The organism is Ancylomarina sp. YFZ004, from assembly GCF_054254355.1.
Window position 1 is genome coordinate 11,040 of sequence record NZ_JBTCHQ010000009.1, and the last position, 26,198, is coordinate 37,237.

Annotated in this window: 14 protein-coding genes; 8 read left to right on the forward strand and 6 right to left on the reverse strand. The window is 35.8% G+C overall.

Annotation, left to right across the window (positions count from 1 at the left end; translation table 11 throughout):
• Nucleotides 1-3: 3 nt before the first annotated feature.
• Complete coding sequence (locus ACXR6G_RS14030) at nucleotides 4-5,625, reverse strand: alpha-2-macroglobulin family protein (protein WP_458362068.1); 5,622 nt, start codon at nucleotides 5,623-5,625, stop codon at nucleotides 4-6.
• Nucleotides 5,626-5,866: 241 nt separating this feature from the next.
• Here ACXR6G_RS14030 and rnr point away from each other — a divergent pair, with 241 nt between their 5' ends.
• Nucleotides 5,867-8,002 (forward strand): ribonuclease R, encoded by a 2,136-nt coding sequence (gene rnr, locus ACXR6G_RS14035; RefSeq protein ID WP_458362069.1) that lies wholly within the window; start codon nucleotides 5,867-5,869, stop codon nucleotides 8,000-8,002.
• Between the two features lie 230 nt (nucleotides 8,003-8,232).
• Here the strand turns inward: rnr and radA are convergent, their stop codons facing one another.
• From radA to panC, 4 genes are all read right to left on the reverse strand, one after another.
• Nucleotides 8,233-9,603 (reverse strand): DNA repair protein RadA, encoded by a 1,371-nt coding sequence (radA, locus tag ACXR6G_RS14040; protein WP_458362070.1) that lies wholly within the window; start codon nucleotides 9,601-9,603, stop codon nucleotides 8,233-8,235.
• A gap of 68 nt (nucleotides 9,604-9,671) precedes the next feature.
• Nucleotides 9,672-10,169 carry a D-glycero-beta-D-manno-heptose 1-phosphate adenylyltransferase gene (gene rfaE2 / locus ACXR6G_RS14045; protein ID WP_458362071.1) on the reverse strand — a complete coding sequence of 166 codons (498 nt, stop codon included), beginning with the start codon at nucleotides 10,167-10,169 and terminating at the stop codon, nucleotides 9,672-9,674.
• A 140-nt stretch (nucleotides 10,170-10,309) separates the two neighbouring features.
• On the reverse strand, nucleotides 10,310-10,660 hold the full coding sequence (gene panD, locus ACXR6G_RS14050) for an aspartate 1-decarboxylase (protein ID WP_458362072.1): 351 nt from the start codon (nucleotides 10,658-10,660) through the stop codon (nucleotides 10,310-10,312).
• Nucleotides 10,661-10,678: 18 nt separating this feature from the next.
• The gene (gene panC, locus ACXR6G_RS14055) at nucleotides 10,679-11,521 is read right to left on the reverse strand and encodes a pantoate--beta-alanine ligase (RefSeq protein WP_458362073.1); all 843 of its coding nucleotides are present in this window, start codon (nucleotides 11,519-11,521) and stop codon (nucleotides 10,679-10,681) included.
• 308 nt (nucleotides 11,522-11,829) lie between these two features.
• On the opposite strand from panC, the gene ACXR6G_RS14060 reads away from it, so the two are divergent.
• The 3 genes from ACXR6G_RS14060 (at nucleotide 11,830) to ACXR6G_RS14070 (ending at nucleotide 15,677) form a co-directional block, all read left to right on the forward strand.
• The gene (locus ACXR6G_RS14060) at nucleotides 11,830-12,639 is read left to right on the forward strand and encodes a glycogen/starch synthase (RefSeq protein ID WP_458362074.1); all 810 of its coding nucleotides are present in this window, start codon (nucleotides 11,830-11,832) and stop codon (nucleotides 12,637-12,639) included.
• Between the two features lie 227 nt (nucleotides 12,640-12,866).
• Complete coding sequence (glmS, locus tag ACXR6G_RS14065; RefSeq protein ID WP_458362075.1) at nucleotides 12,867-14,702, forward strand: glutamine--fructose-6-phosphate transaminase (isomerizing); 1,836 nt, start codon at nucleotides 12,867-12,869, stop codon at nucleotides 14,700-14,702.
• A 132-nt stretch (nucleotides 14,703-14,834) separates the two neighbouring features.
• Nucleotides 14,835-15,677 (forward strand): HAD family hydrolase, encoded by an 843-nt coding sequence (locus tag ACXR6G_RS14070; RefSeq protein WP_458362076.1) that lies wholly within the window; start codon nucleotides 14,835-14,837, stop codon nucleotides 15,675-15,677.
• Nucleotides 15,678-15,735: 58 nt separating this feature from the next.
• Here the strand turns inward: ACXR6G_RS14070 and ACXR6G_RS14075 are convergent, their stop codons facing one another.
• On the reverse strand, nucleotides 15,736-17,037 hold the full coding sequence (locus tag ACXR6G_RS14075; protein ID WP_458362077.1) for an OmpP1/FadL family transporter: 1,302 nt from the start codon (nucleotides 17,035-17,037) through the stop codon (nucleotides 15,736-15,738).
• A gap of 236 nt (nucleotides 17,038-17,273) precedes the next feature.
• On the opposite strand from ACXR6G_RS14075, the gene ACXR6G_RS14080 reads away from it, so the two are divergent.
• The 4 genes from ACXR6G_RS14080 to ACXR6G_RS14095 all read left to right on the forward strand — a co-directional run bounded on the left by ACXR6G_RS14080 (nucleotide 17,274) and on the right by ACXR6G_RS14095 (nucleotide 26,126).
• A complete protein-coding gene (locus tag ACXR6G_RS14080; protein WP_458362078.1) occupies nucleotides 17,274-18,416 on the forward strand; it encodes a Fic family protein in 1,143 nt (380 codons plus the stop codon).
• A gap of 12 nt (nucleotides 18,417-18,428) precedes the next feature.
• Nucleotides 18,429-19,553, forward strand: coding sequence for a DNA alkylation repair protein (locus tag ACXR6G_RS14085; protein WP_458362079.1), 1,125 nt, complete (start codon nucleotides 18,429-18,431; stop codon nucleotides 19,551-19,553).
• 286 nt (nucleotides 19,554-19,839) lie between these two features.
• Nucleotides 19,840-21,027, forward strand: a complete 1,188-nt coding sequence (locus ACXR6G_RS14090) for a phosphoglycerate kinase (protein WP_458362080.1) — start codon at nucleotides 19,840-19,842, stop codon at nucleotides 21,025-21,027.
• Between the two features lie 110 nt (nucleotides 21,028-21,137).
• Entirely contained in the window at nucleotides 21,138-26,126 is a 4,989-nt protein-coding gene (locus ACXR6G_RS14095) for a tandem-95 repeat protein (protein WP_458362081.1), read from the forward strand.
• Nucleotides 26,127-26,198: the final 72 nt, after the last annotated feature.

The following is a 26,198-nucleotide window of genomic DNA, read 5'->3' on the forward strand; positions in this document are numbered from 1 at the left end:
TTATTATTTCACAACTTTTACCGTATCACTTTTCGTCTGGCTAGCGGCTGTTGCTTTAACAGGCATAGGCGATACCACCTCGACCCAATGTCCTGCTTTGCTTGCGTTTATTTCGTTATCGTACATGGCCTCGCAATACACGGTTGGTAGGTAGAATCGCCCAAGGTAAGCTGCATTTAAAATCACCTTATACTTTTTAGTTTTGTTTTTAGCTATATCAAAATAAGTATAAACCCTATCGTCTCTGATATCTTGATAGCGCGATTTATCGCCTGATTTGGTTGTTGTGTTACCTTCCAATCTTAGGTTGCGAATTTCCCATCCTGAAGGGAATATTTGAGTCAAGGCCATTTCTTTATAATCCACCTTAATACCCGGATGCGATATGCTCACTTCGGCTACAAAATCGGTTCCTTGTACCAAACGACTTGGATCTAGTTTCTTGCCATCAAGCGTATAATAGTTCACCTTCATGTTTAAATGATGCGACGAAGATGTAGAGTCGCCAAGCAAAGGAATACCTTCTAACTGCAACTTCGCAAATAGAATTTGATCGCTTGTGTTTGTCACCTTTATCTGATGTGAGTTAATAGCATCTATACTTAATTCTTTTTGTGAAATAGGCGATCTTGTATTGATTGATTTAGCGTTCTTGTTATCGACTATGAATTCATATTTTAAATCAACTTTATCGGTACCTACACCAACAAATTTAGAAATTGCCAAAAGAGAATAGGCTGTTGTTTGGGTACTCATCCACTTATCTGAAGATAACTTATCAGCCAAATCGTCAAGAACAGTCTTCGCTTTTAATTTGTCGTTCATTAATACAAGGGTCTCTAAAATCATGGCCTGATCGCGCTCCGAACTTCCATAAGAATACGACATCTCTTTGTAATCCCTTACGCTGATATCTAGATTTGAGATAATCGCTTTAGCCACACTTTCGCGTCCGGCTAACTGATAGGCTGCTGCCAATCTCCATCGCGATACGGTCGATAAATTATTCATTTCTCGCATTCTATTCATGGCTCCAAGTGCAGGTTTCCCAGCTAAAGCTAAAGTGTATAGTCGGTAAGCTTGTATTAATTGGTCGCTACGGTAATAGTAATGCTTGCGACTATTCGAAGTCCAGTCGTTGGCTCGTTTAGATTGGAATGAAATCCATTTACCCAAAAATCCTACTGGCAATTGGTAACCTTGCGCTTTGGCTTCTAACATAAAATGCCCCGCATAACTTGTCCCCCAATCACTGGGATGATTATTGTATGAATCTGGCCAATACGTCATACCTCCACCAGTTACTTGGAATTTCTTTAAACGCTTTATGCCTTCGCGGATATTGTCTTCAATCTTTTGCTTATCCTCTTTGCTGATATCCATCAGTTTAGCCAAATGTAATTGAGGAAATACCGATGATGTGGTTTGCTCTATACATCCGTGTGGATATCGAATTAAATATTCAAGTCGTTGTCCCAGATTAATAGCCGGAATACGTGAAAGCTCTAGTATGCTTTTGTTGGTACCTTCAACACCAATGGCTTTAAAATTCTCAGTCCATGTTTTGCCCGGTTCAATGGCATATTCAATCACTTTGTGGATGGAAGGATTAGGCAAGCGAACATCTAATTCGACCGCATATTCAGCACGTTCGTTACCGCTTGTTGCAATAATTTTCACTTTCCCGATACCGATGTTTTCACTCAATTGTAAATCGAAGTACAACATTTGTTCGCCTTGCTTTTCGAAGGTCAAATTCTGCGATTTATTACCTTTTACTTTAAACAAGTCATTTGTTTCTAGGCTAACTTTTACATTTTTGATATCATCCTTCATTGTAAAAATGGTAACCGGTAACCTCAAGCTTTCGGCAGGGCCAACAACACGAGGCAGTGTACCCAATACCATTAATGGCTTTTTCACAGGACAAACCTTCTGAGTTTTTCCATAGGCTCCATTATCTCCAGCAACCAACATCACTTTTACCGAGCCAATATAATTAGGCATCGTAAACTCATGCGTGTTCGATCCTGACTCCAATTCTATAGGGCCAATAAATTTTACAACGGGCTTAAAGCGGTTTGCTTTTTTTCCTCCTTTATTTACTAGATCTTCATCTCCACCTAGAGCTAATAATCCAGACATCTCGCCAGAGTAGGCTCCCAATACATACTTGTACATATCCCAAGTCTTAACACCAAGAGCTTCTTTGGTATAAAAGTGTGACCAAGCATTAGGTGTGTTAAATCGAGTTAAGTCCAATAAACCTTCATCAACAATCGCTAAAGTGTAGGTCATCTTTTTCCCTGCGGCTTCTTTCACTGTCACTTTAAATTTTTCTTCGGGACGCAACTCATCTGCCATTTCAATTATTGGATTCAGATGCGTTTGAGGATCTTCAACACTGATCAATTCTACGCCATACAATCGAATTGGTAAATCATTATCAACCTGTTTGTAGGGCTGTATATAGGATACATGAATATACACGTTAGGCGACATGGCTTCGGTAGCTTCAAAAGTAAAGCTGTTGTTTTCTTCAGATGTTTCTACCCAGAATAGCTTCTCAACCTTATCTCCCGATTCAATACTCACCAAAACTTTCCCTTTCGATTTGGTCGGTAATTGCACCTTAACCTGATCGCCAACCTTATATTTCTTTTTATCGGTACTAAAACTTAGCATTTCAGCGCCACCAGGTGTATTGCTAGAAGATTGATTCCACCAGCCTTTATAACTTGTATAAAAAGCTTTTCCAGAAGAATGACCACTTTCTACATCGGTAATGCGAATGAATTTACGTCCCCAAGATTCAGTTCCTATATTCATTTCGTACATGGCCTCTCCATTCTTAGTGCTGATATGCCCTGTGTGAATCAAATTACTGCTTTGATTTCTCACATAGCGCGACAGTTCATCATTAGCACTATTATCCCACCACCATCTCCATTTAATTTCGAAAACTTCAATTTTGATATCTTTTTTACTAACAGAAACTCCGAATTCATCAACTGTTACGATAGGAATCAGGTTGCTTTCATTAGAATATAGAGCATTGTTCCACCCTTTTCCTTTTGGGATTTTAAAACCAACATAACTCGCGAAAGGGGAGTAAGGCATGCTATAAATATCTGTACTAAAATCACCACCTTTTTCAAACGCACGGGTTTTGAATTTTGCTTTTAGCATACCTGGCGCATTCCGCTTGATATTAACTTTAAACTTTAATTTCGTATTCCCATCAGCGTTAACATTCCCATCAAAAATTGTTTGTTCGTGAGAGTTAAATTTCTTTGAAGCATCATCAAAAGTATAGCCTTGATAAGCTTTGAATTGTGTTTTCTGAGCCTCTAAGCTCAAATTAACATCAACTTTCAAGTTGTTTGCCACAGCACCATGTAGCCAGTTAACCTGTAAATCACCAGCATTTGATTTTTTAGCTCGTAAAATTTTATCAGAAAATTCAAGCTTAATTTTCAGACGATTAGGTTTAACTGTTTCTATCTTAATTGTTTTGGTGAAACTAGCACCTCCTACTTTAACTTTAGCCAACCAATTTCCTGTTGGAGAATCGGAATCAGTAGCCGTTCTAAAATCGTAAAACCCATTTACTGAGCTTGTTTTTACCTTGCGCTGGAAAAGTTGATTATCTGGTGAATATAAATCGAATACAACAGGATGATCTTTTGGTAAGAATTGATTTTTATCTTCCAATACAAAAGACACAAATAAAGAATCTCCCGGACGCCAAACACCTCGTTCTCCATAAATGAAACCTTTAACCCCATTAGGTGTTTTACCACCCGAAACATTAAACATGCTTAAGGATAAGGCCGAACCATCATCGAGTCTCAAATAGCCAAGCTGATTGTCTTTACGCGCAATTAATAAGAAAGGTTTTTTATCTGAGTTAACTTCGTATAAACCTTCGGCATTTGTTTTGCCTTTGGTAATGAGTTGATTTTGGTAATTGTAAATTTCGATATCAACATCACATAGCTTATCTGTTGACACGATATCTGTAACAGCAACCCAAAGTTTTCCACCATCGCCACCTTTTGCTATGATACCCAAATTCGAAGCCAAGACATTTCGCACAACAGCATGTCTGTTTCTTAGGTAATATGATTCTTTACAAGGGTTATCTCGATCTGAATATTTATAGCCGTCACGATAGTCGTAATAATCATTATAATATCCTGCTGGACTATCATATGATTTTAGCTCAGGATCTTCTGCAAATAGATCTTTATCCTCTTTATTTTTTTCAGAATCAGAACATGGATAAAGAGATTGAGACATATCAAAACTGATATGAACGCGATAAATGGCTCCAGGTTCAGTCGCTATCATCTCTGATAAATCTAAAGAAAAAGTATTCCATTTAGAGTAATCGATATTCTTTTCGGACACTAGGGGCACAGCTTTTTTGTATACAATTCTACCCCAACGTTTCATTTCTCTGTCACCAGAAAATTGATTTTTTTGAAGAAAATAAGGAATATTATTTTCGAATATTTTTACGATTTTAACATTCACACCGCTTAAATTCACAGCCTTAAATGGAAAGATTAAACCATTAGAATTTGGAATGATTACGCCATCGCCAATAAGCTCGACATTAGGTTTAATACTTGTAAAATTGACCTCCGTGCGATATTCCTTTTCCAATTGATAACCACTGGAATTTCTTACACCTGTTTCTACGATTACTTCGCTTTTACCAATTAATCGCTTTCGCGGATATATTGTAACGGTATTCTTATCAACTTCTAATCGAATACTTTTACCCGATTTTAATCGTATCAAACCTTCTAAATCTTGATCTGTATCTAAAGGATCTGAGAAGAATAATAGAACACTTTGTTTGGGTGTTTGGTAGACATGACTTGAGCTCACTTTAAAATTTCCTAGTGGTGGAATTTCAATTGTTTTCTCACCCTTATCTTTCACTCCAAGACTTGAACCATTCCATTGACAAACGACTTCTGATCTTTTTTCACCTCTTTTCAAGCTATCTATCGTAAATCGATGCACTGTTCCTTTTGCATCATGCTCCCAAACAATTTTAAGTTTAGATCCATTTTGTGTAGCTGATAAGACTGATTCCACTTCAGATTCCTTAGCTATATCAGCTGTTAGTATTTTCCCTTCCTGCTTTTGAACTTCCAGATTTGAGTTTCCGTAGGCACTCATGCCATCGAAACTTACTGTTATGCTTTGGTTTTTTATTTTAAAAGTTGATTTGAAAACCTGAAGTTTTTCGGAAACAGTCAGAAGCCTACCAAGTTTAAATTTGAATTTATAATCTTGCCCTGATTTTAAATGTTTTGATGGTCTGAATTCAATTGTTTTTCGGTCGAGCCACCATGCTTCTCCCTTTATAGATGGCGAAAATGAAAACAAATCTCCTTCAACTTTAGTATCCTCAACATCCTCGGTCATTGCATCTCTTAGAATTATTCGAATACTGATGTCTTTCTCAACGATACCATTCGTATATCCAACTATATGAGCCGAAAATGCAGGATCAACTTTAGCGGGCTTTGAAGGTTTCTTATCATTGCATTGTGTAAATACAATCAGGCTTAATAATAGAAGAAGAAATGAGTGAAATCGTTTCATAAAGGAGTAAGTTATAATTAAGGCGTAATTATTCTTAAACTGAGTGTAATGGATTAATTCAGCTTTACACTCGATTCATGACAAATATAAAAATAATCTTGTATGTAAAATAAGAACTCACATCAATTATGATAGTAAAGAATTAACGCAAGTATAAAGCAAAATAAACACATACTTAATCTATTTAACTACTTTTGTACTAACACTCTTAAATCATGGTGGTTTAAGTATATTTACAATTATGGTAGGAAAAAGAAAAAAAGCAGAATCTCGATATAATAAGCAAAGTTTGATGGAGCAGGTGATGGAAGTTTTTGCAAAATCTCCATCTAAGACATTAAATTATAAACAAATTGCTTCTGCTCTTGAAATTAAAGACATGGGCATTAAACGACTAATCGTATCGATTTTATACGATTTGGTGGCTTTAGATCAGCTTAGCGAAATATCGACAGGAAAGTACAAATTGAAAGCTAAAATGGGCACTATTGAGGGCGTTGTTGATATGACTTCGCGTGGAGCTGCCTATATTGTTTCTGAGGAAATAACTGAAGATATTTTTGTTAGCCCAGCTAACGTAAATAGAGCCTTGCATGGCGATCAGGTTAAAGTATTTTTGTTTGCTCGTAAAAAAAGCAAGCAGCCAGAGGGCGAAATTGTTGAGATTATAAAAAGAAAGAAGACCAGCTTTGTTGGTGTTATTCAGATCTCAAAAAACTTCGCATTCTTAGTTCCTATGGGAAGAAATATGCCCCACGATATCTTTATTCCATTAGCACAACTGAATGGTGCTAAAGGTGGAGACAAGGCTATCGCACAAATTACAGAGTGGCCTAAGAAAGCGAAAAATCCGATTGGAAGAATTACAGATGTACTTGGGAAATCGGGTGATAACGATACCGAGATGCATGCAATTCTTGCAGAGTTCGATTTGCCATTTAAATTTCCAGAACATGTGAATGAAGCTGCCGAGGAAATCTCGGAAGAAATCACAAAAGAGGAAATTGCAAAACGACGTGACTTTAGAGATGTTCCAACATTTACGATTGACCCAGCTGATGCGAAAGATTTTGACGATGCTTTATCGCTTCGAAAACTTGAGAATGGGAATTGGGAAGTTGGTGTTCATATTGCCGATGTGACACACTATGTGCGCCCAGGTAGTATTATTGAGAAAGAAGCCTGCGAACGTGCAACATCAGTTTACTTGGTCGATCGCGTTGTACCTATGTTACCTGAGCGTTTATCAAATGGACTATGTTCATTGCGTCCTAACGAGGAGAAATTGACTTATTCAGCCGTTTTCGAGATTGATGAAAGTGCCGATATTCATAACACATGGATTGGTAGAACTATTATTAATTCTGATCGTAGATTTTCTTATGAGGAAGCTCAAGAAGTAATTGAAACCGAAGAGGGAGATTACAAGGAAGAGATTCTATGTCTAGATAAATTAGCGAAGAAATTTAGAGCGATGCGTTTTAAGCAGGGAGCTATTGATTTTGATCGATATGAAGTGAAATTCGATATCGATGAAAATGGAAAACCACTTAGCGTGTTCTTTAAAGAATCGAAAGATTCGAATAAGCTAATTGAGGAATTCATGCTTTTGGCAAATAAAAAGGTTGCAGAATCTGTTGGTCGAGTATCAAAAGGTAAAACAGCTAAAACTTTTGTTTACAGAACGCACGATCAGCCTAACACACAAAAGCTAGAAACTTTTAACAACTTTATTCATAAGTTTGGTTTTGGTATTAAGACAGCCTCTCCATCAGCTATTTCAAAATCGATGAATGAACTTTTACAGAGTGTAAAAGGGAATGCAATCCAGAATTTGGTTGAGACATTGGCTATTCGATCGATGGCAAAAGCTGCGTATACAACAAATAATGTTGGTCATTACGGTTTGCATTTTGATCATTATTCGCACTTTACTTCACCTATTCGTCGTTATCCGGATATGATGGTTCATCGTTTGTTAAATCAATACGAGAATCATGGAAAATCTGCCAATCAAGATGCGATTGAATCGCAGTGTAAGCATTGTAGCGATATGGAATTACGTGCTTCACAGGCTGAGCGATCTTCAATCAAATACAAGCAAGTCGAATTTATGATCGATAATGTGGGTTCTGAATTTGAAGGAACCATTTCTGGTGTGACCGAATGGGGATTCTATGTTGAGCTAAACGATAATAAATGTGAGGGAATGGTTTCTATTCGTGAGCTGGAAGACGATTATTATGAGTTTGACGATGAGAATTACTGCATTGTTGGACGTAATCACCGAAAGATTTATCAATTAGGTGACGAAGTGAATATAATTGTAACTAAAGCTAATTTGGCTGCTAAACAATTGGATTTTGTTTTAGCCTAGTTCATAAAAACGTGTACTTATATTTTATTCTTCAAAAGATAAAATTCACAGAATGACATAATTCGCATAATTGACATATTTACTTTGGGAAAAGCACTTAAATGAGTCTTTATAAATTCAAAATCTTTAAAACTTCATTTCTGATAATCCTGAAAATTGTGTAATTATGTGAATAATCAAACAAAAAAAGGCTCCAAGCGATATTGCTTGGAGCCTTTTCTATGAATAAGTTATTGTTTAAAAAGGGTTTGGAATACTTGCCCTACTTTACTTACAAAGTGGATTTTGATTTTAAACTTAGAAGTATCCAGACCTTTTGAATTATTTTTCGGAATAAAGATATGCTTGAACCCTAGCTTTTCTGCCTCAGAAATTCGTTGATCAATTCGATTGACCGATCGTATCTCACTCGAGAGTCCGATTTCACCAGCAAAGCAAACCTCCTTTGGAAGTGAAATATCCATACTCGAAGAAAGGACAGCAATAATCACAGCCAAATCGATAGCAGGATCGCTAACTTTGATTCCACCTGCAATATTTAAGAAAACATCCTTGGTTCCAATACGGAATCCAGCGCGTTTTTCAAGAACAGCAAGCAACATGTTTAAGCGTCGTAAATCGAAACCCGTTGAAGATCGCTGTGGTGTCCCATAAGCTGCCGTACTAACTAAAGCCTGTACTTCTATTAAAAAAGGACGCATGCCTTCCATAGAGGCTGAAATTGCCACGCCACTTAAACTCTCATCATTTGATGAAAGTAATAATTCCGAAGGGTTATCAACTTCTCTCAGCCCATCACTTCGCATTTCATATATCCCCATTTCCGAAGTGGATCCAAATCTATTTTTTGTAGCGCGAAGAATACGGTACATATGGTTTTGGTCGCCTTCGAACTGTAGAACTGTATCAACAATGTGTTCTAGTATTTTAGGACCAGCCAAGTTACCATCCTTTGTAATGTGCCCAATAAGTAGAACTGGAACGGAGGATTCTTTTGCATAACGCAAAAGCTGTGTTGTGCATTCTCTAATCTGAGAAATGGAACCAGGAGCAGAATCAATATTTTGTGTTCCTAAAGTTTGAATGGAATCAATGACCAAAACATCAGGCTTGGTATTTTTGATATGGGAGAAAATATTTTCCATGGAAGTTTCGCTCACAATCAAACATCTATCATTATCCGAATTAAGTCGGTTACCTCTTAATTTAATTTGCTGTGCACTTTCCTCCCCTGATATATAAAGTGTGGTGTGATTTTTAAGATTCAAGGCTATTTGTAAAGCTAAAGTCGACTTTCCAATGCCCGGTTCGCCACCAATTAAAACCATAGAGCCAGGAACAAGACCGCCACCTAAAACACGATTAAGTTCGCCATTTAGAGTGTCGTAGCGATTCACTTCAGAAATTTCTATATCCGAAATCTTCTGAGGTTTATTTGGTGATTGCCCATTAGTCCCAATAGTTTGTTTGTTATTGGTTTTTACAATCACCTCTTCAACGAAGGTATTCCACTCATTACAAGAAGTACATTTACCAACCCATTTAGGTGATTCAACACCACAATTCTGACAGAAAAAAGCAGTTTTCGTTTTTGGAGGCATATCAATTAAGGTTAAAGTATAAAAGCTTTACTCAAATCCTGATTCCTAAATCTAAGATCTTAAATTTATTAGTGGGTGTTGATAATTTTATTGATGATACCAGTTGAAGAAAATCCTTCGATAAAATCTAAAGTGATAATTTCGCCACCTTTTGCTTTTACGATATCATAGCCTACAATATCTTCAGCATTGTAATCGCTTCCTTTTACTAGACAGTCCGGCTGAACAAACTTAATTAAGTCGTAAGGGGTTTCTTCATCGAAAAAGACGACCATATCTATAAAGCCGAGTGAGGCAAGAAGTAGTGCTCGTGAGTATTCATCATTTATTGGTCGGTTAGGCCCTTTTAAACGTTGCACAGAAGCATCTGTATTTAAACCCATCACGAGTTTATGCCCTAAGTTTGATGCTTCGGCTAAATATTCCAGGTGACCACGATGTACAATATCGAAACAGCCATTTGTAAAGACAATCTTTTCTTCTTTAAAGCGCCAAGTTTGAAGTGTAGAAAATGCTGATTCTTTTTCGGAGAATATTTTATTTTTGATGATTTCGAGTTTCGTCATACTTTCATTTATGAGGAATGAACACTAAAGTCCATATTAAATTAAAAAATCCAGGTGGAAGTTAATCATTCTCGATATGGCTACCAAAGAAAAAAGGCTGCTCTAAAAGAACAGCCTTGCGTGTATTTTAAATTGAATTATTAGATCAATTTATTGGTTTCTGTATCGGGGAAAACCAAACTAGGTTCCCAGGTTTTAGCTTCCTCAAATTCCATTGAGGCGTAGGATATGATAATAACCACATCACCTACAGCGCACTTACGAGCAGCAGGTCCATTTAAACAAATAGTACCAGAGCCTCTTTCACCTCTAATTACATAGGTTTCCAGACGTTCGCCATTATTAATGTTAACTATCTGTACTTTCTCGTTTTCAATAAGGTTGGCCGCATCCATTAAATCCTCGTCAATGGTAACCGATCCAACATATTGCAGATTCGCACTGGTTACTGATGCTTTGTGAATCTTCGATTTGCAAACTTCAATATACATGTCGCTTAAAACTAAATATTATAAAGATATATTATCTAAAAGTCTAACTTTTCCAACTCGTACGGTAATGCAAGCAATTCTGTTGTCAGAATCTCCCCATTTTTCAATGGATTGTAAGCTTGTATCATCTACAATTTCAAAATATTCAACTTCAAGATAAGCATTACTATTAATTTTGGTTACCACCCACTCTTTTAATAGGGATACGCCAAAATCGGGGACTAAGTTACAAGCTTTAATTAAAGTTTCAGATATTTTTGCTGCATTTTTTCGTTCAAGCTCAGAAAGAAGCATATTCCTCGAACTCATTGCAAGGCCATCTAACTCTCTAATAATGGGACATGACACTATATTTATGTCTAGCTTAAGATCTTTTGTCATCTGTTTAATAACAGCAACTTGTTGGAAATCTTTTTGGCCAAAATAGGCATTATCCGGACTAATATAGCCGAATAATTTGCTCACAACCTGTGCAACTCCATTGAAATGACCCGGTCGATTTTTACCTTCCATCACTTTTTCAAGATCACCAAAGTCAAATACACGAGTATCGGGTTCTGGATAGACTTCCTCAACTTCAGGAATAAAGATTAAATCGGGTTGATATTCTGATAATAATTCAAGATCCTTATCCAAAATTCGGGGATAGGTTTTTAAATCATTAGGGTTATTAAACTGAGTCGGATTGACAAAAATGCTAACAACTGTAATATCGTTCTCTTTTTTAGATTGTGCCACCAATGACAAATGCCCTTTGTGAAGAGCTCCCATTGTAGGAACAAGTCCAACACGTTTACCATCTGCTTTGTATTTGCTAATGATTGATCGTGTTTCAGCAATTAATTTTACTATTTGCATCATTATATTTTCTTTTGCCTGCTTAAGGGCAATTTTACATGTTATTTATATCTGCTCTATAATGGTGTTAGCAGTTAATAACAAGATGATTATTAGTCTTAGTATTAGAAAGTCACGCAGGTGATAGTATCCTTGTATTGTTTAAAATATGACCTGAATGAAAGTGCAAATAAATAAAATTAATAAATACGAAATTCATTTTTAGGTCATTTAATTGTACACTAGGCGTTTTAGATCAGCTTAAGTAGAAGTATTACAAATTATTTTCTTAATTTTGCACGGATAATCTGTATTACAATATAAGCGATCACATGGAAAAGACTAAAGTACTTTTTGTATCACAAGAAATAATGCCTTACCTTCCTGAATCTGAGATGTCTAAAGTAGGCAGACATTTACCTCAAGGAATTCAAGAGAAAGGAAAAGAAATTAGAACATTCATGCCGAGATATGGCTGTATCAACGAAAGAAGAAATCAGCTACACGAAGTTATTCGTCTTTCAGGGATGAACCTTATTATTGATGATACCGATCACCCATTAATAATCAAAGTAGCTTCAATTCAAGCTGCAAGAATGCAGGTTTACTTTATTGATAACGATGATTATTTTCACCGCAAGAAAGTTTTATTAGAAGATGATGGACAAGCTTTTGCCGATAATGACGAAAGAGCTATCTTCTTTGCACGCGGTGTACTGGAAACAGTTAAGAAATTACGTTGGGCTCCTGATGTCGTTCATTGCCAAGGATGGTTCACTGGACTTTTACCAATATATCTTAAGAAAGCATTTAACGAAGATCCTTTGTTCACTGAGACTAAGATTGTATTTTCTATGTACAATGATGAGTTTTCTACAACCTTTAGCAAAGATTTTGCTGAGAAAGCACTTATCGAAGGGGTTAATTCAGACGATTTGAAGATTCTTGAAAATGCTGATTACTTAGCTATAAATAAATTGGCTATTGATTGGTCGGATGCTCTTATTATGGGAAGCGAATCAATTAATGAAGATTTACTTGCATATGCTAAGGCATCAGGGAAAACGTTCATGGAATATAAAAATGGTGATGAGTACGTTCAAGCATACTCAGACTTATACGATAGCTTGATTGCAGAATAATTAAGCATTTAAAAAATAATAAAAGGTGAGTTTTTAACGTTTGTTAGAGACTCACCTTTTTTTAATGCTTTTTTTTTTTTGTTTGTGTAGAATCCTTCGAGTATATTTGAATAAAATTATGATTATTTACTGAAGTAATGGATTTCTTATTCCTAATTATTTCAGACTAATTGATAACAGAAATTGGGACTTTAGTCCTATAATTGGAACCTTAAAGATATTTTTCTATGTGTGGAATAGTTGGATATATTGGAAAAAGGGATGCTTATCCTATTCTAATAAATGGATTGAAAAGACTCGAATATAGAGGTTACGATTCAGCAGGAATTGCCTTAAGAACTGATGACACTCGTGTTTTCAAATGCAAAGGCAAAGTTCAAGATCTAGAGAATCATGTATCTGGTCTTGATATTTCAGGTCATATCGGAATTGGTCATACCCGTTGGGCAACTCATGGTGAACCTAACGATGTGAATGCTCACCCTCACCGTTCAATGAATAATAAGTTTACGCTTATTCACAATGGTATTATTGAGAATTATTCCCCATTAAAGGAAAAACTAATTCGTAGAGGTTATACATTTTCAAGTGATACTGATACCGAAGTATTAGCTAATCTTGTTGAGTATATCTATCTTAAAGGGAATGTCACTGCTGAAATGGCTGTTCGCCTAGCTCTCTCTAAAGTAGTTGGTGCTTATGGTTTAGTTGTTATTTGCGAAGATGAACCAGATCAATTGGTAGCTGCACGTAAAGGTAGTCCTCTTGTAATTGGTGTTGGAAAAGGGGAGTACTTTTTAGCTTCTGATGCGACTCCAATTATTGAGTATACTCAGAGTGTTATCTACTTAAATGATGATGATGTTGCTATTATAAGTCGTGATGAGTTAACACTAAAAACAATTCATAACGATAAGCTGATTCCACATATTGAAGAGTTGGATTTAGATATTGAGCAGATTGAGAAGAATGGTTACGAACATTTCATGCTAAAGGAAATTTTCGAACAAACTCAATCGATTAAAGACACTTTCCGAGGAAGAGTCATTCCAGCTACAAAAGAGCTTTTCTTGGGAGGTATAAATGAAGTTATTCCTAAGTTGGTTGAAGCTCGCCGTATCCTTATTATTGGATGTGGTACTTCATGGCATGCAGGAATGGTAGGAGAATACCTTTTCGAAGAATTTGCCAGAGTTCCAGTTGAAGTCGAATATGCTTCGGAATTCCGATACAGAAATCCTGTTATCTATAAAGATGATATCGTTTTGGCGATTAGCCAGAGTGGTGAAACGGCTGATACATTAGCTGCTATTAATCTTGCTAAGAAAGCTGGAGCAACGGTACTTGGTATTTGTAATGTTGTAGGTTCAAGTATTCCAAGAAATACGGATGCTGGGGTTTATACCCATGCTGGACCAGAAATTGGTGTTGCATCGACAAAAGCATTTACTGCTCAGGTAACTGTGCTTACAATGATGGCAATGTTGGTGGGTTACAGAAAAGGAACTCTATCTAAGGAAGAATATGTGAAGCATATTGATGAACTTGCTTGTCTACCAGAAAAAATTCAAACTATTTTGGATAAGAGTGAAGAGATTAAGGAGCTTTCAACTAAATATGTTGATTCAACGAATGCTTTATATCTTGGACGAGGTTATCTTTTCCCAGTTGCTTTGGAAGGTGCTCTTAAACTAAAGGAGATTTCTTACATTCACGCTGAGGGATATCCTGCAGCAGAAATGAAGCATGGACCTATTGCACTAATCGACGATCAAATGCCTGTTTTTGTAGCTGCTACTAAGGATAAGTCTTATGAAAAGATCGTAAGTAATATTCAAGAGGTAAAAGCTCGTAAAGGCCATGTTATTGCTATTGTTACCGAAGGTGACACTGTGATTAAAGGATTGGCTGATCATGTGATTGAAATTCCTGAAACACTTGAAGCTTTGGCTCCATTATTAACTGTTATTCCATTCCAGTTGATTTCTTATTATATCGCTGTTTTAAGAGGATGTAATGTCGATCAACCAAGAAACTTGGCAAAATCAGTTACTGTAGAATAAAAAATTCAACACTAATATATTTAAAGCGACACTTAAGAGTGTCGCTTTTTTTATTGATGGACTTTTGAATCACCCATTATATAGCCAAACATTTTCTTTATCTTGGGTTCAATCTCTAAATTAGGTTTGATCATGGGCGATAGGATTAAAATTGTTATTAGCGACTTGGATGGTACTCTTTTACCTGCACAAGGAGAAGTGAGTGATCGTGATATTAAAACTTTAATAAGCCTTAAAGAAGAGAATATTGTTAGAGTTATTGCCACGGGTCGAAATCTTTACTCGGCCCTATCTGTTTTGTCAGATGACTTTCCCATTGATTATTTAATATTTGCATCAGGAGCAGGCATCTTTGATTGGAAGAAGCGGGAGCTCATTTTTTCTCAGCATCTTGATTCAGATGTTGTATTTGAGATTTCTTCCGAGTTAATTAAACTGAAGACTGACTTTATGATTTTGGATCCGATTCCCAATAATCATCAATTTGCCTATTATAGATCTGGGAAATCTAATCCCGATTTTGATAGACGATTAAGTCTATACAAGCCATTTGCTAACCCAATCGGTGATGCTGGGGATACGAAGCGTGAGGCTTGTCAATTATTGGTTATACTTTCCAATTGTGTTAATGGATTCAATGAATTAAAAGCGAAATTTGAGAAAGTAAAGATCATTAGAGCTACCTCTCCATTGGATCACGAGTCGATTTGGATGGAGATATTTCCCATGCATATCTCAAAAGCTTACGGAGCAGAGTGGCTATGTCAACATCTAAATATTGATTCTGAGAGATCTATGGTAATAGGAAACGATTATAACGATCTTGATCTATTGGAGTGGGGAAAATACCCTTTTGTTGTAGCTAATGCACCTAAAGAATTAAAAGATTCCTACGAGAATACCAAGAGTGTTGACGAGAGTGGTTTTTCTATAGCACTAGAGAAAATTCTGAATTCAAATCTGGAAGAAAATTAAGGCATAAAAAAAGAGCTACCGAATGGCAGCTCTTTTAAATATATCTTGTATTTAATTTTTACAAATTGTAAGTGATACCAATCGTAGGGAAAATAGCTGTATTCTTATATTCTCCACCGAAACCTTGAGATTTTGGATTTGTATCATAACCTTCTGTTTTTTCACCAAAGCCATAAAGAATAGCTGCATCAAGGCTGAATTTATTATTCAACTTGTATGATGCACCAGCAGTGATACCAATTTTATTAGCACCAGGCGTCTCAGGAGCATAGTAATTCTCTTGAACTGGAGTTTCATCATAATAGAAACCTGCACGTAAATCTAACTTCTCGTTATATGAATATTGAGCTCCAATTCTATAAGACATAGCGTTATCCCAATCTCTTATGCTTTCAGTATCTGAAATTGCTGGAATTTCTATGAAGGGCACAGAGGTATTTGTTGCTGGATCTGGATTAGGGTAAGCCATCTTTGTTTCATCTTTAAAATCGAAACTTAAAGTTTTATATACATCCCATTTTACAAAATTCACATCAGCAGATACTAACCATTTTTCATCAATTTGGTATGCAAAACCTACATTTAAACTAGCTGGTAATGGTAAAGTTGCCGTAAAACTAGTATTAGCAAAAGAAGGATTCCCAGACAGATCTGTTAATGGTAAAGCCACATTAAATTCAGCTTCCCCTTCGCTATTGTCCAACTCAATATCAACTTGTGAACGGTATGAAATACCAATATTTAACTTTTCAGTTGGTTGTAAGAAAATACCTATGTTGTAACCATATTTAATTGTGTTACCTGAGAGGTTTGCTTTATCGTTTGCTCCAGTAGGTAAAGCTTTACTTAATTCAAATTGACCATAAACAATGTTTAAGCCAGCTCCTACAGACATCCAGTCGTTCACTTTATACGAAACAGTTGGCTGAATGTAAATTGATTTCATTGAAATTTCTTGAATTAGGTATTTACCATCCCAATTATCTCCCCAAATATTAGAACTACCAAAAGGGGTATAAACCGCTAAACCAACTGCTAATTTATCATTCAGTTTAGCTGATCCATATAGATAAAAAGGCGTGTTGATAGGATTGTCAGTGGCATTGTTTTTATAGTCAGGACTTGTAAACTCTGTTTTCGACCAAATTAAACTACCCCCCATTGCAAGAGAGTACTTTGCATCTAGAGTTGCAAGTGCTCCTGGATTAAATTGCATGCTACTAGCATCCCAATTTAAGGCTACACCAACATGTCCCATACCAATTTGTTTGGCTCCTTGTGCATTTACGGCATAGCCTTCTGCTTTTACGCTATAAGTGAAAGCAATAAGAGCTATCGCTAAATAAATTTTTCTTAACATAGATTGAAGTTTTAAAATTCGCCGCTAATATAGAATTAATCTAATTTTCAAGGGAATTATTTCTATGCTTCTGTTATAGATATGTTCTGTATGTCTTGATTTTATGCATCTTACAGTAGATCATAATTTTACGTAATTACTTCTTTATAAAAACATACCTTCTCATCTTATTAAATTATTTGTATTTTTACCTCAATAAGGGGAACTTATTCAATTTTACGAACGATAAGCTTAATATGAGAAGCAAAGGGGATTTTATTAATCAAAGTCATCGAGAAGGCTATAAGAGTACGTCATCATTCTTGATTAATCGTTCATTTGAATGGAAGGATAAGCAGATTAATATTATGCTTGAGTCGTGTATGCACCGGCTTGGTGAGTTGAATGCTCATTGTAAGTATTTCAAAGATATAGATATCCATCTCCCTATGTTTACAGCTATTGAAGTTACTGCTTCAAATATGATGGAGGGTATTCGATCAAATATGACTCAGGCTTTTTTACCTTCTGCTTCAAAAGGCTATCGGAGCCTAATTGCGCATAAGCAAGTCAGAAACTACATTAAATCAATTGATTGGGCGGTAAACGAACTAGGTAGATTCCCATTAACATTGCATATGGTAAAGGAAACACACCGTATGCTTTATGCCGATTTGCCCAAAGAGGAAGAAACTGCAGGTAAACTGCGAATGAAATTTAACGCTAAGGATAACAAGCATCAAGAACCATCAGGTTCTAAATACACACCGCCAAGTAAACACGATTTAAAAATCTTAATTAACGATGCAAAGTGGTTTTGGCGTAATGAGAACTTAGAGCTTCCTTATCTAATAAAAATGGCAATCTCACTTTGTCAGTTTGAGACAATTCTTCCCTTTCTAGATGGGAATGGACGTACTGCTCGTACATTGATTCTTTTGGAACTCTTGAGTCTGAAGTTTATAGAAAAGCCGATATTCTGTCTGTCTGCTTTTTTTGAGAAGAATAGATTGGAATATTATCATCGATTAAATTTAATTCGTTCGAAGAATGATGTTGAACAGTGGATTCGATTTTTCATTACCGGTATGAACGAGACAGCCACATTTTGTATTGAAAGACTTGAAGAATTGCAAGAGTTAAAGGATAATTATCAGGATAGAATAGAAACGAAACTAGGTAAAAAGAGACACCCTTCTGCAAAGCAACTATTGCATATATTCTATTCAAAACCCTATCTTTCTGTCAATGAAATAAAAGAAGAGATGCAATTGAGTTTTCAATCTGCAAATCAATTGGTAAAAGAATTAGAAGAAGTTGGTTTTATAAAAGAGATGGCTGGAGCCAGACGAAATAGAGTTTTCTATTTGTGGGAGTATCTGGCCATTTTTGAAATGTAAAGTAAAAGAATTATGGAAGAAGGTTTTTTATTTAAGGATGTTTTTAATCCGGAGCTTGTTGCAAGCATGGGGCAAAGAATTAAAGCTGTTTCATCTGAATTTGATGAGAAATCTTTCTATAGCAATATTGTTCCCAAACTAACTCCCTTAAGTTTGTATGAACGTTCTTCCTTGATTTGTGAAAACCTTTATACTCATCTACCAAGAGCGTATAATAAAGCAATAAGTATACTTCTCTCCACCTTCGATAAGCCTATTGAAACATTGGAGATGACTGGTTTTGAAGGTTTCTATTTTATGCCGATTGCCAAATATGTTTCTATCTATGGTCTCGAAAAGGAAGATTTTGATGTTTCGATGAATGCCTTAATCGAAATCACAAAACGATTTACTTCGGAAGATGCGATTCGACCTTTCATTCGAAAATACCCAGAACAGACTTTTAAAAAGCTTTATAAATGGTCATCAGATGAGAATGTGCATGTAAGAAGATTGGTTTCAGAAGGAACACGACCACGTTTACCCTGGTCATCTGTACTCAGAGAGTTTATAGGTGATCCAAAACCTATTTTGGACTTATTAGAGGAATTAAAACAAGATACCGAGCTTTATGTCAGACGTTCAGTTGCCAACAACCTGAATGATATAGCAAAAGATCATCCTCAATTGGTTGTTAAAACATTGAAAAGGTGGAAAACCATTAATGACAAAGGAACACAATGGATCATTTCTCATGCTTCACGTACACTTTTGAAGCAAGGTTTGCCTGAAGCCCTAGACTTATTAGGTTATCCAACGGATGTTCAAATATCGGTTGATAATCTGATTTTGAACAAAGAGGAATGCAAAATGGGTGATGAGATAGAGTTTTCTTTTGACCTTAGCTCCCAAGCTTCTAAAGAACAGAACTTGATGATTGATTTTGTTGTGCATTATATGAAAGCCAATGATAAAACTGCTCCCAAGGTTTTTAAGTTATCTAAAAAGAAATTGCAAGCTAATGAACGACTTAGTTTTAAAAAGAAACTTTCCTTTAAAGCCATCTCGACTCGTAAATATTATTTGGGTCTACACGAAATAGAGATTCAGATTAATGGGAAACGCTATGGGAAAATAAATTTTGACTTGACTGAATAGGTTTCAAATTTTTCTTTGAGTTTTATATTCTTAATTGCTTCTTATATCTTCTTCTTTTAAGAAGAGAACAAGAAAATCAATGTTTTTCTGGATTGGAAAAAAATGACGTTTTGGGACTAAAAATCTAAAATAGAGAACTTTATGCAATCGTTTCAGAACGATACATAATGCTGTGTTATGATGTTTGTTTTCAGATGATTAGATTTATATTTCGAGCATTCTTTGTTGCGGAAAAGATAATAGTGTAACTTTGTTTGACAGAAAAAAAACTAAATATAATTATATCATGCAAACTATTGATTCATACAATTTTTCAGATAAGAAGGCTATTATTCGTGTAGACTTTAATGTGCCTTTAAACGAGCAATTCGAAATTACTGATGATACTCGTATTCGTGCAGCATTACCTACTATCAAGAAAGTATTAGATGGTAATGGTTCTTGTATTTTGATGTCTCACCTTGGTCGTCCAAAAGGAAAAGATGAGAAGTTTTCATTGAAGCATATTGTTGCTCACTTGTCAAAATCGATTGGTGTAGAAGTTAAGTTTGCTGATGACTGTATTGGTGAGAGTGCAAGAACAATGGCTGCAGAATTGAAGCCAGGTGAAGTTCTTTTACTTGAAAACCTTCGTTATTACGATGAAGAGAAAAAAGGTGATGAGGCATTTGCTAAGAAATTAGCTGATTTGGCTGACCTTTGGATTAACGACGCATTTGGTACAGCTCACCGTGCACACGCTTCTACTGCAGTTATTGCTAAATTTTTCCCAGAAGCTAAAATGTTCGGATACGTTATGGAAGGTGAACTTTCAAGCGTTGATAAGGTATTGAAAGATACTAAGCGTCCATTAACTGCTATTATGGGTGGTGCTAAAGTTTCTTCTAAAATCGAAATCATCCAGACATTAATGTCACAGGTTGATCACTTGATTATTGGTGGTGGTATGACTTACACTTTCGTGAAAGCGATGGGTGGAACAATTGGAAACTCATTGGTTGAAGACGATAAAATCGAGACTGCAAAAGAGATTCTTCTGAAAGCTAAAGAAAACAATGTGAAACTTCACCTTGCTTCTGACGCTTTAATCGCTGACGATTTTTCTAACGATGCTAACACTCAAGTTTGCGATGTTAACGCAATTCCAGAAGGATGGATGGGATTAGATGTTGCTGATGCAACTATCGAGAGCTTCAAAAAAGTAATCGAAGAATCTAAAACTATTCTTTGGAATGGTCCTGTAGGCGTATTCGAAATGGATAATTTCGCTAAAGGAACCAAAGCTATTGCTGATGCCATTGTAACAGCTACTGAAAAAGGCGCTTTCTCATTAATTGGAGGTGGTGATTCAGTTGCAGCAATCAATAAATATGGTTTAGCTGATAAAGTAAGCTATGTATCAACTGGTGGTGGTGCTCTTTTAGAGTATATCGAAGGTAAAGAATTACCAGGTGTAAAAGCTATTAAAGGATAAGAACATTTTTAATGTTCACAAGAGGGTGTCGATATTTCGACACCCTCTTTTTTATTTTATCGCATTTTGTTTCTATATTAACATCTATTATACCACTAAAAATGAAGCATATGAGAAAATATATATATACTGTTAGACTGGTTTTATTATTCATTCTCTGCTTTATATCAATTCAGACTATTGCTCAGATTGATAGCTTGCATTATATACCTCCTATGTGTTCATTCACTAGCTCGTCAGCAAACGTAGATGATCATCAGATGGTATTGACGACTACTGAAACTGTTGCATTTGATGTGACAATAAAGAATAATGATGATACTTTTATTAGGACAGTAAGTCTTTCTAGTTCTAGTCCACAGAAAATCAGTCTTAATTACTCTGTTTATACAACTTCTGTCCAAACTGCAGGTAGAAGGCTTAATTCACAAGGGGTAATAGGAACTTCACAATTGAATAATATTCTAGATACTGAGGGTTTAATTGTCTCTGGATCTAAGAAATTCTTTGTTAGTATTCAACAAAAATCATCAGCTCAGGGTGATTTATTAACTTCAAAGGGAACAACTGGATTAGGGACAGATTTTTATAGTGGGCACATGTATTCCAGAGTTGGTAGTTATGATAGTCACAATGGTCATTTCGTTTCAGCTATTGCAACTGAAAACAATACTAATATTACATTCAGTAATCCAAATGTTAGGTTTTTTGGTCGAACTTCAAATACTTTCACAGTAAGTTTAAATAAGGGCCAATCTGTAGTAATTGGTGTTAGTGTCAATCAAATTAAAAATCAACAAGGTGCTACTAAGGATTTAAATGTAGTAAATGGAACCCATGTAACATCTAACAAACCCATTGCTGTAAGTTCTGGTTCATGGTGTGCAACAGGGCATCCAAGTAATCTTGGGAACGGACGTGATATAGGTTTTGATCAGTTGGTACCTACTGATGTTGTGGGAAAAGAATATATAATAATTAAAGGTGAAGGATATAGTGGTGGAGCTCAATATAATGAGAAAGCTTTAGTTGTTGCTACCGAGAATAATACGAAAATTTATTTGAAAAATAATTCTACAGCTAGTGCAACTCTAAATAAAGGAGAATATTACTTTACTAATTATTCTGATTTTGGAACCAATAAGAACTTATATGTACATGCAGATAAAAAGATTTTTTGTTATCAAACTCTCTCCGGAGCAAACAAAAGGCAAACAGCTGGTTTCTGTTTTATTCCTCCCTTAAAATGTACAGCTGACAAGGAAGTAACCATTGCATTTGCAAATCGCCTTTCCAGTTTAGCAGTGAATCCAATTTTAAAACTAGTTACACAGTCAGGATCACAGATACAATTAAATGGAGTAAACCTTCAAAATACATCTACATACAGAAAATCTGTGCTGGGAAACACTTATTGGGAAACCTATAACATTCCTAAATCTGAGCTTCAGAAAGGTGTATATGGTAAAGGAACGAACTGGATTTTTAAAGTATCTTCATCTGGAGCATTAAACGCAATGCTTGCTGTTGAAAGTAATAATGTTGGTGGTGGTGGTTTTTTCTCTGGTTTTGGAGATATCCCTCAGATAGATCAAAACCCCGAAATTGTCGAACAAGGATTGTGTGGTGATAATGTTGCTTTAACGGCATCAGGTTTTACTAACTATAATTGGTACAAAAATGGTGTTATTGTATCTGCTAACGACGATTCAACCTATGAACCATCTGAGCCCGGAAGATATAAAGTGACAGGCTTATCACCTTGCGGAGGTTCAACAACAGAATCTTTTCCTTCAAATGAAATAAGAATTCTGCCCTGTCTTTCAGTAACAACAATAAATTTAACAGTAACTGAAGGAACGGATTTAAATGCAGTTTTTCGTGTAGAACTTTCACACCCATGGTCTGTTGCCGATAATGTTAATGTGACTTTTGATTACAAAACCAATGCGGGAACTGCAGCTGGAGGACAAGATTACACACCACAAACAGGAAATGCTACGATCAATTCAGGATCAGCATATGTTGATATTAGTGTTCCTATTGCCAATGATATTCTCAATGAAAATGACGAACAATTTACGTTGACAATAACCGATGTGGTTGAAGCTGTAGAAAGTATTAATTCAGGAACATGCACGATTCAGGATGATAACGATGCTATGCCGGTTATCTCTGTGTCTGATCAGAGCTTTGATGAAAATTCAGGAACTATTTCATTACCCATAAATTTGAATATCCCGAGTGGAAAAATAATAAGTGTAGATTATACAATAACAGATAATTCTGCAACTCAGCCTTCTGATTATTCAGCTGTTTCTTATTCTGGTAGTTTAAATTTTGCCCCAGGGGAAACGATTAAAAATATTCCAGTAACGATTAATGATGATAATATTTTTGAGCCTGGAGGAGATGAGCAATTTATAATCGCTTTAAGTGGTGTAACAAATGTAAGCAGCGGTAATATCAATGCAAATATACCTATAGTCGATAATGAATTGTCTCCTAGTGTAAGCATTGCTGACGCCAGTGCAGAAGAAGGCTTGAATATTATTTATCAAGCTGTATTGAGTCATGCAGCTGATGTTGATGTAAGCTTCGATTATGCCATTTCGCTTACTAATGGACCAGGAAAAGCAAAGCCACAGGATTTTATCAATTATGCTACTTTTTCAACGGGAACTGTAACGATACTTGCAGGAGATTTATCAGTTAATTTCCCTTCTTTTATAACTAAAGATGATAATGCAAATGAGCAAGCAGAGACATTTACAGTAGATTTCTCAGCTATTACCAATGCAACACTTAATAATACTTCTGCCAATGGAACTATTCTGGATAATGAAGGGAATCCAACTTTATCAATTGCAGCTGCATCTGGAACGGAAGGAAACGCGATTAATTTCATAATATCGGTGAGCCCAATAAGTAGTACTGATATCAATTTCGAATATAGAACTGTAAATGGTATTGCGGCTTCTCCAGCAGATTTTACTGGGACGGGATGGAGTAATATCACTCTTTTATCTAATCAGACAAGTGTTAATCTTCCAATAAGTAGTGTGCAAGATACAGATGAGGAAGGGGATGAAACCTTTACTGTTGAGATTAGAGAATCATTACCTAAAGTTGAAATTGCTACGGGCTTAGGTACTGCAACAGGTACAATATTAGATGATGATGATACACCTGATGCAAGAGCTGATAATTACTCTGTAGACGAAGATAATGTGTTGTCAAATAATGTGATGATTAATGATTTAGGTTTGGGTGATCCACCTGTAGTTGTTCATTCAAATACCAATCCAACTAATGGAAATTTGATTATTAATTCTGATGGTAGTTTTACTTATACGCCTACCTTACAATTTAACGGAGCAGATTCTTTTCAATACACAATTCAGGATATTGATGGAGATGAGTCAACAGCAACAGTGAGTATTACTGTAAATCCAATTAATGATTTACCCGTTGCGAATAATGATACTTATACCACTCCTGAAGATACGCAGCTGAATGCTGATGTTACGAGTAATGATCAAAATCTATTTGACTTACCGATAAATGTCACTTTAGTTAGTAATGTAAGTAATGGCGTACTAACATTAAATACGGATGGTACTTTTTCTTATATGCCTAGTTCCGAATATTTTGGTGCTGATAATTTCACCTATCGTTTAACAGATGGAAATGGGGATGTTGTGACAGCTAGTGTTAATCTTACGGTTCAATTCAATAATGATGGGGCACCTGTTGCTGTAAATGATAATACTTCCACTAACGAAGATACAGCAGTAGTAATAGATGTCCTAGATAATGATTCTGATATTGATGGAAACCAGACTATTGACAAAGCAACTGTTTTAATTCAAACAAGTCCAATCAATGGGACTATTACTAATCAGAACTTTGCAACAGGAGAGGTAACATATACACCAAATTCGAATTATACTGGGGCAGATAGCTTTACTTATACAATTAAAGATGATTCAGGTTCAGAATCAAACTTAGCAACAGTTTCAATTAATGTGACTGTTGATAATGATCTACCTGTTGCAATTTGTAAAAGTGGCGTTGTTATTAGTTTGGATGCTTTAGGGAACTACACTCTTGATCCTACTGAAATTGATAATGGCTCGAATGATGATAGCGATGGAGGCACGGTAACACTTTCAGTGTCGCCAAATACTTTTGATTGTTCTGATAAAGGAATAGTAAGTGTCGTATTAACCGTAACTGATACTGATTTAGCAAGTTCTACTTGTTCAACAAATATTACTGTTGTGGATAATAGTTCTCCAACTTTAAAAATTGCGCAAGGTAACATAAGTGTAATTGCCGATGCTGGAGCTTGTGGTGCTCTTGTTAATTATGCTGGTCCAATTTTTACTGATAATTGTGATGGAGACCAAAATGGAACCTTAATTGCTGGTTCTTCAAGTGGTTCAAACTTTTCAGTTGGTACCACTACGGTTACGTATGAATATACCGATGCTTCTGGAAATGGTCCTGTTCAATCAAGTTTTACAGTTACTGTTGCAGATAATCAGGAGCCAGTATTTAATAATACAGCGAATCGTAATCTTAGTCCAAATAATTCGGGTTGTGGATATTTGGTAAGTGGAACGAGTTATGATCTTACAGTTACTGATAATTGTGGAATTCAATCCTTTTCGCATGACTATGATGGAGGAGGAACAAGTCTTAATGGTAAAATATTCGGATTAGGTACAACAAACGTAACTTGGACTGCAGAAGATATTCATGGAAACACTCTTTCTAAGATTGTACAAATTACCGTAAACTCAGATCTGGCTGTTTCAATAAGTGGACCTGCTGGAAATTCAAGTTGTGATTCTGATGATGCCATTTTTACAGCAAGCGCTTCTGGCGGGATTTCTGCCTACCAATACAAATTCTTTGTGAATGATGTGGATGTAACAGCAGGCGTTTCGGGAAATACATTTACAATATCAAATCTTGTTAATGGAAATAAAGTAAAAGTAAGAGCTGTTGATAGTAATGATTGTTCTGTTGATAGCTCAGAAATAAGCATGACTATTCATCCAAAACCTTCTCCATTATTATTTTTTGATTAGAATATTTAACTGAGCAGATTTGTAATAAGTGAATTTGAGAGCTTTTTCTATTTCCTTGGAATTTCAATTGCT

Bases quoted from the DNA above. Each gene is read 5' to 3' on its own strand.
- ACXR6G_RS14085 (WP_458362079.1), top strand. From the start codon at position 18,429: ATGGAAGAAGGTTTTTTATTTAAGGATGTTTTTAATCCGGAGCTTGTT.
- radA (WP_458362070.1), bottom strand. From the start codon at position 9,603: ATGCCTCCAAAAACGAAAACTGCTTTTTTCTGTCAGAATTGTGGTGTT.
- panD (WP_458362072.1), bottom strand. From the start codon at position 10,660: ATGTATATTGAAGTTTGCAAATCGAAGATTCACAAAGCATCAGTAACC.
- rfaE2 (WP_458362071.1), bottom strand. From the start codon at position 10,169: ATGACGAAACTCGAAATCATCAAAAATAAAATATTCTCCGAAAAAGAA.
- ACXR6G_RS14090 (WP_458362080.1), top strand. From the start codon at position 19,840: ATGCAAACTATTGATTCATACAATTTTTCAGATAAGAAGGCTATTATT.
- ACXR6G_RS14060 (WP_458362074.1), top strand. From the start codon at position 11,830: ATGGAAAAGACTAAAGTACTTTTTGTATCACAAGAAATAATGCCTTAC.
- ACXR6G_RS14030 (WP_458362068.1), bottom strand. From the start codon at position 5,625: ATGAAACGATTTCACTCATTTCTTCTTCTATTATTAAGCCTGATTGTA.
- ACXR6G_RS14095 (WP_458362081.1), top strand. From the start codon at position 21,138: ATGAGAAAATATATATATACTGTTAGACTGGTTTTATTATTCATTCTC.
- glmS (WP_458362075.1), top strand. From the start codon at position 12,867: ATGTGTGGAATAGTTGGATATATTGGAAAAAGGGATGCTTATCCTATT.
- ACXR6G_RS14080 (WP_458362078.1), top strand. From the start codon at position 17,274: ATGAGAAGCAAAGGGGATTTTATTAATCAAAGTCATCGAGAAGGCTAT.
- ACXR6G_RS14070 (WP_458362076.1), top strand. From the start codon at position 14,835: ATGGGCGATAGGATTAAAATTGTTATTAGCGACTTGGATGGTACTCTT.
- ACXR6G_RS14075 (WP_458362077.1), bottom strand. From the start codon at position 17,037: ATGTTAAGAAAAATTTATTTAGCGATAGCTCTTATTGCTTTCACTTAT.
- panC (WP_458362073.1), bottom strand. From the start codon at position 11,521: ATGATGCAAATAGTAAAATTAATTGCTGAAACACGATCAATCATTAGC.
- rnr (WP_458362069.1), top strand. From the start codon at position 5,867: ATGGTAGGAAAAAGAAAAAAAGCAGAATCTCGATATAATAAGCAAAGT.